Source organism: Streptomyces sp. NPDC034043 (assembly GCF_055575675.1).
Window position 1 is genome coordinate 154,559 of sequence record NZ_JBVISF010000014.1, and the last position, 10,191, is coordinate 164,749.

Annotated in this window: 9 protein-coding genes; 7 read left to right on the forward strand and 2 right to left on the reverse strand. The window is 69.6% G+C overall.

The features are described from left to right. The first annotated feature begins 116 nt into the window (after positions 1-116). From ACZ51S_RS28455 to ACZ51S_RS28470, 4 genes are read left to right on the forward strand one after another with little or no spacing between them, the layout of a single operon-like run. Positions 117-2,339 carry a polyribonucleotide nucleotidyltransferase gene (locus tag ACZ51S_RS28455; RefSeq protein ID WP_388942153.1) on the forward strand — a complete coding sequence of 741 codons (2,223 nt, stop codon included), beginning with the start codon at positions 117-119 and terminating at the stop codon, positions 2,337-2,339. Beyond that, positions 2,336-3,715: a M16 family metallopeptidase gene (locus ACZ51S_RS28460; RefSeq protein WP_468477859.1), complete on the forward strand. Its 1,380-nt coding sequence runs from the start codon at positions 2,336-2,338 to the stop codon at positions 3,713-3,715. The genes ACZ51S_RS28455 and ACZ51S_RS28460 overlap by 4 nt, the downstream gene beginning before the upstream one ends. A 31-nt stretch (positions 3,716-3,746) precedes the next feature. After that, complete coding sequence (dapB, locus tag ACZ51S_RS28465; RefSeq protein WP_468962376.1) at positions 3,747-4,499, forward strand: 4-hydroxy-tetrahydrodipicolinate reductase; 753 nt, start codon at positions 3,747-3,749, stop codon at positions 4,497-4,499. Positions 4,500-4,515: 16 nt separating this feature from the next. After that, positions 4,516-4,959 carry a hypothetical protein gene (locus tag ACZ51S_RS28470; RefSeq protein WP_388941808.1) on the forward strand — a complete coding sequence of 148 codons (444 nt, stop codon included), beginning with the start codon at positions 4,516-4,518 and terminating at the stop codon, positions 4,957-4,959. Between the two features lie 73 nt (positions 4,960-5,032). Here ACZ51S_RS28470 and ACZ51S_RS28475 read toward each other — a convergent pair whose 3' ends face one another. Both ACZ51S_RS28475 and ACZ51S_RS28480 read right to left on the reverse strand, forming a co-directional pair. After that, positions 5,033-5,584 (reverse strand): PH domain-containing protein, encoded by a 552-nt coding sequence (locus ACZ51S_RS28475; RefSeq protein WP_468477856.1) that lies wholly within the window; start codon positions 5,582-5,584, stop codon positions 5,033-5,035. Between the two features lie 48 nt (positions 5,585-5,632). After that, positions 5,633-5,884: a hypothetical protein gene (locus ACZ51S_RS28480; protein WP_468477855.1), complete on the reverse strand. Its 252-nt coding sequence runs from the start codon at positions 5,882-5,884 to the stop codon at positions 5,633-5,635. A 251-nt stretch (positions 5,885-6,135) separates the two neighbouring features. Between ACZ51S_RS28480 and thyX the strand changes: the two genes are divergently transcribed. From thyX to ACZ51S_RS28495, 3 genes are all read left to right on the forward strand, one after another. After that, positions 6,136-6,876, forward strand: a complete 741-nt coding sequence (gene thyX, locus ACZ51S_RS28485; protein WP_467890903.1) for an FAD-dependent thymidylate synthase — start codon at positions 6,136-6,138, stop codon at positions 6,874-6,876. A 227-nt stretch (positions 6,877-7,103) separates the two neighbouring features. Next, positions 7,104-8,003 (forward strand): 4-hydroxy-tetrahydrodipicolinate synthase, encoded by a 900-nt coding sequence (gene dapA, locus ACZ51S_RS28490; protein ID WP_388941797.1) that lies wholly within the window; start codon positions 7,104-7,106, stop codon positions 8,001-8,003. A 113-nt stretch (positions 8,004-8,116) separates the two neighbouring features. After that, complete coding sequence (locus tag ACZ51S_RS28495; RefSeq protein ID WP_467890899.1) at positions 8,117-9,802, forward strand: ribonuclease J; 1,686 nt, start codon at positions 8,117-8,119, stop codon at positions 9,800-9,802. Positions 9,803-10,191: the final 389 nt, after the last annotated feature.

The following is a 10,191-nucleotide window of genomic DNA, read 5'->3' on the forward strand; positions in this document are numbered from 1 at the left end:
GGGCCGAGACCGGGTGCTTCGATCGAAGACCGGCCCGCACGCCAGGAGCGCTTCTCCGCAACCGTCCACCACCACACGGGTGGCGGACGGAGACGACGAAAATGGAGAAAACGCTAGTGGAGAACGAGACCCACTACGCCGAGGCCGTCATCGACAACGGCTCCTTCGGCACCCGCACCATCCGCTTCGAGACGGGCCGCCTCGCCCGCCAGGCCGCCGGCTCCGCCGTTGCCTACCTGGACGACGACACGATGGTGCTGTCCGCTACCACCGCGTCGAAGAAGCCCAAGGACCAGCTCGACTTCTTCCCCCTGACGGTGGACGTCGAGGAGCGCCAGTACGCGGCCGGCAAGATCCCCGGCTCGTTCTTCCGCCGCGAGGGCCGCCCCTCCGAGGACGCGATCCTCACCTGCCGCCTGATCGACCGCCCGCTGCGCCCCTCCTTCAAGAAGGGCCTGCGCAACGAGATCCAGGTCGTCGCCACCATCATGGCGCTCAACCCGGACCACCTGTACGACGTCATCGCGATCAACGCCGCGTCCGCGTCCACCCAGCTGGCCGGCCTGCCCTTCTCCGGCCCGATCGGCGGCGTCCGCGTCGCGCTGATCCGCGGCCAGTGGGTGGCCTTCCCGACGCACACCGAGCTCGAGGACGCCGTCTTCGACATGGTCGTCGCGGGCCGCGTCCTGGAGGACGGCGACGTCGCGATCATGATGGTCGAGGCCGAGGCCACCGAGCGGACCATCGCCCTGGTCAAGGGCGGCGCCGAGGCGCCCACCGAGGAGGTCGTGGCCGCCGGCCTCGACGCCTCGAAGCCCTTCATCAAGGTCCTGTGCAAGGCCCAGGCCGACCTGGCCTCCAAGGCCGCCAAGCCCGAGGGCGAGTTCCCGGTCTTCCTGGACTACCAGGACGACGTGTACGAGGCCCTCGCGGCCGCCGTCAAGGGCGAGCTCTCCCAGGCGCTGACCATCGCGGGCAAGCAGGACCGCGAGGCCGAGCTGGACCGCGTCAAGGAGATCGCCGCCGAGAAGCTCCTCCCGGCCTTCGAGGGCCGCGAGAAGGAGATCTCCGCCGCCTACCGCAGCCTGACCAAGGCCCTGGTGCGCGAGCGCGTCATCAAGGACAAGGTCCGCATCGACGGCCGTGGCCTGACGGACATCCGCACCCTCGCCGCCGAGGTCGAGGCCATCCCGCGCGTGCACGGCTCGGCGCTGTTCGAGCGTGGCGAGACCCAGATCCTGGGCGTCACCACCCTCAACATGCTCCGCATGGAGCAGCAGCTGGACACCCTCTCCCCGGTGACCCGCAAGCGCTACATGCACAACTACAACTTCCCGCCGTACTCCGTCGGCGAGACCGGCCGCGTGGGCTCCCCCAAGCGCCGCGAGATCGGCCACGGCGCGCTCGCCGAGCGCGCGATCGTGCCGGTCCTGCCGACCCGCGAGGAGTTCCCCTACGCGATCCGCCAGGTGTCCGAGGCCCTCGGCTCCAACGGTTCGACGTCCATGGGCTCGGTCTGCGCCTCGACCATGTCGCTGCTGAACGCCGGTGTGCCCCTCAAGGCCCCCGTCGCCGGTATCGCCATGGGCCTGATCTCCCAGGAGATCGACGGCAAGACCCACTACGTCGCCCTCACCGACATCCTCGGTGCGGAGGACGCCTTCGGCGACATGGACTTCAAGGTCGCCGGCACCAAGGAGTTCGTCACCGCCCTCCAGCTCGACACCAAGCTGGACGGCATCCCGGCCTCCGTCCTGGCCGCGGCCCTCACCCAGGCCCGCGACGCCCGCCTCCACATCCTCGACGTGATGATGGAAGCGATCGACACGCCGGACGAGATGTCCCCGAACGCCCCGCGGATCATCACCGTCAAGATCCCCGTGGACAAGATCGGCGAGGTCATCGGCCCCAAGGGCAAGATGATCAACCAGATCCAGGAGGACACCGGCGCCGAGATCACGATCGAGGACGACGGCACCATCTACATCGGTGCCTCCGACGGCCCGGCCGCCGAGGCCGCCCGCGCCACGATCAACGCGATCGCCAACCCGACCATGCCGGAGGTCGGCGAGCGCTACCTGGGTACGGTCGTCAAGACCACCACCTTCGGTGCCTTCGTCTCCCTCATGCCCGGCAAGGACGGCCTGCTGCACATCTCGCAGATCCGCAAGCTCGCCGGCGGCAAGCGCGTGGAGAACGTCGAGGACGTGCTCGCGGTCGGCACCAAGGTGCAGGTCGAGATCGCCGAGATCGACCAGCGCGGCAAGCTCTCCCTGGTCCCCGTGATCGAGGGCGAGGCCGACACCGCCGAGGCCGACAAGGACGACTCCGACAAGTGACGTCGCGTAGTTCCCGTGTGACGGCCCGCCCCTCTTCGGAGGGGCGGGCCGTCGCCCGTACCCAAACACTCCTCAAGGGCCGCAGCGGCATCGGCACCGTCCGGCGCACGGTCCTGCCCGGCGGACTGCGCATCGTCACCGAGACGCTGCCCTCCGTCCGCTCCGCCACCTTCGGCATCTGGGCCAACGTGGGCTCGCGCGACGAGACGCCCAGTCTCAACGGCGCCACCCACTACCTGGAGCACCTCCTCTTCAAGGGCACCGCCAAGCGCAGCGCCCTCGACATCTCCTCCGCGATCGACGCGGTCGGCGGCGAGATGAACGCCTTCACGGCGAAGGAGTACACCTGCTACTACGCCCGGGTCCTCGACACCGACCTGCCGCTCGCCATCGACGTGGTCTGCGACATGCTGACCGGCTCGCTGATCCGCGAGGAGGACGTCGACGCCGAGCGCGGCGTCATCCTCGAAGAGATCGCGATGACCGAGGACGACCCGGGTGACGTGGTCCACGACCTCTTCGCCCAGACCATGTACGGGGACTCGCCGCTCGGCCGCCCCGTCCTCGGCACCGTCGACACCATCAACGCCCTCGGCGCCGACCGGATCCGCCGCTTCTGGAAGAAGCACTACGACCCGACCCGCCTCGTCGTGGCCGCCGCCGGCAACGTCGACCACAACAAGGTCGTACGCCAGGTCCGCGCGGCCTTCGAGAAGGCCGGCGCCCTCAAGCACACCGACGCCCGGCCCGTCGGCCCGCGCACCGGCACCAAGCGGATCCGCACCGCCGGCCGCGTCGACCTGGTCAACCGCAAGACCGAGCAGGCCCACGTGGTCCTCGGCATGCCCGGCCTCGCCCGCACCGACGACCGCCGCTGGGCCCTCGGCGTGCTGAACACCGCCCTCGGCGGCGGCATGTCCTCCCGGCTCTTCCAGGAGGTCCGCGAGAAGCGCGGCCTGGCCTACAGCGTGTACTCGTACACCTCGGGCTTCGCCGACACCGGCCTCTTCGGCGTCTACGCCGGCTGCCGGCCCAGCCAGGTCCACGACGTGCTGCGGATCTGCCGCCAGGAGCTCGACACCGTCGCCTCCGAAGGCCTCACCGACGAGGAGATCCGGCGGGCCGTCGGCCAGCTCTCCGGCTCCACCGTCCTCGGCCTGGAGGACACCGGCGCGATCATGAACCGCATCGGCAAGAGCGAGCTGTGCTGGGGCGACCAGATGTCCGTCGACGACATGCTGGCCCGCATCTCCGAGGTGACCCCGGACGACGTCCGCGCGGTCGCCCGGGATGTACTGGCCCAGCGGCCCTCGCTGGCGGTGATCGGCCCGCTCAAGGAGAAGCAGGCCGCCCGCCTCGACGAAGCGGTCGCCTAGACCCGTACGCACGCACCCTAAGGAAGCAACAATGAGCAAGCTGCGCGTGGCAGTCCTCGGCGCCCGGGGCCGCATCGGCTCCGAGGCGGTCAGGGCCGTGGAGGCCGCCGAGGACATGGAGCTGGTGGCGGCCCTCGGGCGGGGCGACAAGCTGGAGACGGTGGCCGAGGCGGGAGCCCAGGTCGCGGTCGAGCTGACCACCCCCGACTCGGTGATGGGGAACCTGGACTTCCTCGTCAGCCACGGCATCCACGCCGTGGTCGGCACCACCGGCTGGAACGAGGACCGCCTCGCCCGGCTGAACACCTGGCTGGCCGCCTCCCCGGAGACCGGTGTGCTCATCGCCCCGAACTTCTCCATCGGCGCCGTGCTCACCATGAAGTTCGCCGCCCAGGCCGCCCGCTACTTCGAGTCCGTCGAGGTCGTCGAGCTCCACCACCCCAAGAAGGTCGACGCCCCCTCCGGCACGGCGACCCGTACGGCCCAGCTCATCGCGGCCGCGCGGGCCGAGGCCGGCCTCGGCGCCCAGCCCGACGCCACCGCCACGGCCCTCGACGGCGCCCGCGGCGCCGACGTCGAGGGCGTCCCGGTCCACGCCATCCGCCTGCGCGGCCTGCTGGCCCACCAGGAGGTGCTGCTCGGCGGCGAGGGCGAGACCCTGACCATCCGTCACGACTCCCTGCACCACAGCAGCTTCACGCCGGGCATCCTGCTCGGTGCCCGCCGCGTGACGCAGACCCCGGGCCTCACCTTCGGCCTGGAAAACTTCCTCGACCTCGGCTGATGAGGCAGTGACACCCATGCGCGCGAAGATCACCTACCTCGTCACGGCCGCCGTCCTGGTCGTCTACTTCGTCCTGGTCGGCAGCCGGGGCCTGCTGCTGATCCAGCAGGGCACCTGGCTCACCGTCACCTTCGGTGCGGCCGTGCTGGTCCTGCCGGTCATCGGCATCTGGTTCCTCTGGATGAACACCCGCTTCGTCACCCGGGCCAACCAGCTCGCCTCCGAGCTGGAAGCCGAGGGCGGTCTGCCCGCCGACGAACTGGAACGGGACGAGTACGGCCGGATCCTGCGCGACTCCGCCGACGAGGTCTTCGCGCGCCGCAAGGCGGAGACCGAGGACGCCCCGGGGGACTGGCGCACCTGGTTCCGCCTCGCCGTCGCCTACCACGACGCCCGCGACACCCCGCGGGCCCGCAAGGCCATGCAGCGGGCCATCGCCCTGCACCAGGCGCGCGCGTAGCCGCACGGACGCGGAACACGGAAGGGCCCGTACAGGACGATCCCCGTACGGGCCCTCGTGCCGTTCCCGACCGTCAGGCGGGCACCGCCCGGTACGCGTCGGCCCACGCCTCCAGCTGTGCGGCGGCCCGGTCGAAGGCCTCGCCCCGCGCCAGGAAGTCGGCGCTGTGGTCGGTCAGCAGCACCGTCAGCTCCCGGCCGCGCGCGTCCACCGTCAGCGCCTGCCCCTGCACGGTCCGGGGCAGCCCCAGCCAGCGCACCGGCTGCTGCACCGTGCGGACCTTCTCGATCTCGCTCCAGGCGATGGACCGGGTCCCGAAGAACCCGACCCGGCGCAGCCCGGCGGGGCTCACCCACACGCCCGCGCGCAGGATCCGCAGCGCGGAGCCGACCACGGCCAGCGAGGCGGCCCCGGCGATGCCGGCACCCGTCCAGGTCCCCGCGAAGGCGATGATCACCGTGGCCAGCAGCATGAAGGCCGAGAGCAGCAGCATCACCGCCGCACCCGCGACCCGCCAGGGGCCGGGCCGGTAGGGGCGGCGCCAGCGCTCGGGATCCACATGGGGGAGGGCTTCGTCCTCGTGTGCGTCGAAGACGCCGTCGGCCGTCAAGAAGGGCAGGGGCACGGCAGGACCTCACTCACATGCACGTTCGGTTGGGCTGTGCCCGAGAGGCTACCGCCCTCCGGACACCTCGGATTGCTGCGCCGTCCCCGCGGGCCGGTCGGACGCCTGGTACGGCTGCAGCGCGGGCATGCCGAAGAGCAGCGAGCCCACGAGCCCCGCCACCACGGTCAGTCCGACCAGACTACGGGCGGTGATCTGGGTGACGGTCGGACTCTCGCGCGGCGGCGGAGTGACATTGCTTCGGAAACGCTCGGCCTCGGCGACGAAGGCGAAGGGAACGGGTTCGCGCCGGCGGAACACGGTGGCGGCTCTCCTCTGGGTCGAGGGCTCTTGGCCCGGTCTTGACGGATGGTGTGCTTTCTCCCGGTCAGACGAACGAACGGCCCGATGGGTGCCCGATTTCGGGACATCGAGCAGAATTCGTGGCGGCCCGTCAGCCCCGTGCGGCTCACCGCGGGACCGCCGGCCCGGGCGGTGGCCGGTCGGGGCGTCCGCCCGATCCGCCGTAGAGTGGGCGCGCCCCTCGAAAGACCCGTTCGGAAGGACCCCGTGTGAGCGACACCGCCGCCTCAGACCCGAAACCCAGCTTCCGCAGTGACGTGACGGTGGAGCTGGTGAAGCACGCCGCCACCGACAGCGACGTGCTGTGGGCCGCCCGCGTCTCCACGGCCGGCGAGCAGTCGCTGGAGGAGCTCCAGAAGGACCCGGAGCGTTCCAAGGGCCTCATCAACTACCTGATGCGCGACCGCCACGGCAGCCCCTTCGAGCACAACTCGATGACCTTCTTCATCAGCGCGCCGATCTTCGTGTTCCGGGAGTTCATGCGCCACCGCGTGGGCTGGTCCTACAACGAGGAATCCGGCCGCTACAGGGAGCTGGAGCCGGTCTTCTACGTCCCCGACGCCGAGCGCAAGCTCGTCCAGGAGGGCCGCCCGGGCAAGTACGTCTTCGTCGAGGGCACCGAGGCGCAGCTGGAGCTCACGGGTCGCGTCATGGAGGACTCCTACCGTCAGGCCTACGAGGCGTACCAGGAGATGCTCGCGGCCGGCGTGGCCCGCGAGGTGGCCCGTTCGGTCCTGCCGGTCGGACTCTTCTCCTCGATGTACGCCACCTGCAACGCCCGCTCGCTCATGCACTTCCTCGGTCTGCGCACCCAGCACGAGCTGGCGAAGGTCCCGTCCTTCCCGCAGCGGGAGATCGAGATGGTCGGCGAGAAGATGGAGCAGCACTGGGCGAAGCTCATGCCGCTGACCTACGCGGCCTTCAACGCCAACGGTCGCGTTGCCCCGTAAGGGCTGATGCACGGCTGGCGTACGCATGTGCTGGGACAAGTCCCAAGTGTCCGTATTGCGGCGTTTCGTAAAGTTCATCTAGGCTGATCAAACGGACCCGGCACTGCTTGAACCCCCGAGCAGGCAGTGCCGGGATCCCACACCCACCCGGCTCCCGCCGGGCGGCACCGCCTGTTGACGTCCCCCGAGGGGACACCGCGAGCATGGCAGCGAGTAGCGTGTTACCCATGGCTCCGATCTCGACTCCGCAGACCCCCTTCGGGCGGGTCCTCACCGCCATGATCACGCCGTTCACGGCTGATGGCGCACTTGACCTCGACGGCGCGCAGCGTCTCGCCGTCCACCTGGTGGACGCAGGCAACGACGGCCTGATCGTCAACGGCACCACCGGTGAGTCGCCCACCACCACCGACGCGGAGAAAAACGACCTCGTACGAGCCGTACTGGAGGCGGTCGGCGACCGCGCCCACGTCGTGGCCGGCATCGGCACCAACGACACCCGCCACACCCTCGAGCTGGCCCGCCAGGCCGAGCGCACCGGGGCCCACGGTCTCCTCGCCGTGACGCCGTACTACAGCAAGCCCCCGCAGGAAGGCCTCTTCCAGCACTTCACGGCCATCGCCGACGCCACCGGCCTGCCGGTCATGCTCTACGACATCCCCGGCCGCAGCGGTGTCCCGATCAACACGGAAACGCTGGTCAGGCTGGCCGAGCACCCCCGGATCGTGGCCAACAAGGACGCCAAGGGCGACCTCGGGCGCGCCAGCTGGGCCATCGCCCAGAGCGGCCTGGCCTGGTACTCCGGCGACGACATGCTGAACCTGCCGCTCCTGTCGGTCGGCGCCGTCGGCTTCGTCTCCGTCGTCAGCCACGTGGTCAGCCCCGAGCTGCGCGCGATGCTCGAGGCCCACCTCGGCGGCGACGTCCAGAAGGCCACCGAGATCCACCAGAAGCTGCTCCCGGTCTTCACGGGTATGTTCCGCACCCAGGGCGTCATGACCACCAAGGCCGCCCTGTCCCTCCAGGGCCTGCCCGCGGGCCCGCTGCGCCTGCCCCTCATCGGCCTGACCGACGAAGAGACGGCCCAGCTCAAGATCGATCTTGCCGCGGGCGGGGTACAGCTCTGACAACAGACTTCACAACTGAATAAGCAAGACCGAAACAGACAAGAGCAAGTGCACGAATGACATGCGCGCCACGTGCCTGAGGGGTACGTGGCGCGCGTGGTGAAGGAGAACCTTTGAGCCATCCGCACCCTGAACTCGGCCCGCCGCCCAAGCTTCCCAAGGGCGGCCTCCGGGTCACCCCGCTGGGCGGCCTCGGCGAGATCGGCCGCAACATGACCGTCTTCGAGTTCGACGGCCGCCTGCTGATCGTCGACTGCGGCGTGCTCTTCCCCGAGGAGGAGCAGCCGGGCATCGACCTGATCCTGCCGGACTTCACGTCGATCCGGGACCGCCTCGACGACATCGAGGGCATCGTCCTCACCCACGGTCACGAGGACCACATCGGCGCCGTTCCGTACCTCCTCCGGGAGAAGCCGGACATCCCGCTGATCGGCTCCAAGCTGACGCTGGCGCTCATCGAGGCCAAGCTGCAGGAGCACCGCATCCGCCCCTACACCCTCGAGGTGAAGGAGGGCGAGCGCGAGAACCTGGGCCCCTTCGACTGCGAGTTCATCGCCGTCAACCACTCCATCCCGGACGCCCTGGCCGTCGCCATCCGCACCGGTGCGGGTCTCGTCGTCGCCACCGGCGACTTCAAGATGGACCAGCTCCCGATGGACAACCGCCTCACCGACCTGCACGCCTTCGCGCGTCTGAGCGAAGAGGGCATCGACCTCCTCCTCTCGGATTCGACGAACGCCGAGGTCCCGGGCTTCGTCCCGCCGGAGCGCGACATCTCCAACGTGATCCGCGGAGTGTTCGCGGGCGCGCAGAAGCGGATCATCGTGGCCTCCTTCGCGAGCCACGTGCACCGCATCCAGCAGGTCCTGGACGCCGCCCACGAGTACGGCCGTCGCGTCGCCTTCGTCGGCCGCTCCATGGTCCGCAACATGGGCATCGCCCGTGACCTGGGCTACCTGCGCGTGCCGGCCGGCCTCGTCGTCGACGTCAAGACCCTCGACGACCTGCCGGACGACGAGGTCGTGCTCGTCTGCACGGGCTCCCAGGGCGAGCCCATGGCGGCCCTGTCCCGGATGGCGAACCGCGACCACCAGATCCGGATCGTCCCCGGCGACACCGTGATCCTGGCGTCGTCCCTGATCCCGGGCAACGAGAACGCGGTCTACCGCGTGATCAACGGCCTGACCCGCTGGGGCGCCAACGTCGTGCACAAGGGCAACGCCAAGGTGCACGTCTCGGGCCACGCCTCCGCCGGCGAGCTGCTGTACTTCTACAACATCTGCAAGCCGCGGAACCTGATGCCGGTCCACGGCGAGTGGCGCCACCTGCGCGCCAACGCCGAGCTCGGCGCCATGACGGGCGTCCCGAAGGACCGCATCGTCATCGCCGAGGACGGCGTGGTCGTCGACCTGATCGACGGCAAGGCCCGGATCTCCGGCAAGGTCCAGGCCGGCTACGTGTACGTGGACGGCCTCTCGGTCGGCGACGTCACCGAGGCCTCCCTCAAGGACCGTCGCATCCTCGGCGACGAGGGCATCGTCTCGGTCTACGTCGTGGTCGACAGCACCACGGGCAAGGTCGTCAGCGGCCCGAACATCCAGGCCCGCGGTTCCGGCATCGAGGACTCGGCCTTCGGGCCGGTCAGCGCGAAGATCGAGGAAGCCATCGCCCGCGCCGCGGCCGACGGCGTCGCGGAGCCGCACCAGATCCAGCAGCTCATCCGCCGGACCATGGGCAAGTGGGTGTCGGACAGCTACCGCCGCCGCCCGATGATCCTTCCGGTCGTGGTCGAGGTCTGACCTCGGCATACGTAGCGACCCCACGGGAGCGGGGCAACCGGATTTGCATCCGGGGGCCCCGCTCCAGTACGTTTACGGCTCCACCTCGCAAGGACCGGGCTCACACGTGTGCCCGTTGCCGCACGCGAGCGGGTGGCAATCAGCAGTCAGGGAGACCTGATAAAGTCTGATCCGCCCGAAAGGGAAAGGCCCCCCGAAGGCCATCGGAATTCGAACCCGGTCGGAAACGACACGGAAAAGAATCTGATAGAGTCGGAACCGCTGAAAAGGGAAAGTGCGAAAGCGCAGGACCTCGAAAGCGCCGAGGAAATCGGACACGAAAGAGTCTGATAGAGTCGGAAACGCAAGAACGAAGAACAGAACGAAAGCCCGGAGGAAAGCCCGAGAGG

Coding starts and splice junctions, on each gene's coding strand:
- dapB (WP_468962376.1), top strand. CDS start 3,747: ATGAGCAAGCTGCGCGTGGCAGTCCTCGGCGCCCGGGGCCGCATCGGC.
- ACZ51S_RS28470 (WP_388941808.1), top strand. CDS start 4,516: ATGCGCGCGAAGATCACCTACCTCGTCACGGCCGCCGTCCTGGTCGTC.
- dapA (WP_388941797.1), top strand. CDS start 7,104: ATGGCTCCGATCTCGACTCCGCAGACCCCCTTCGGGCGGGTCCTCACC.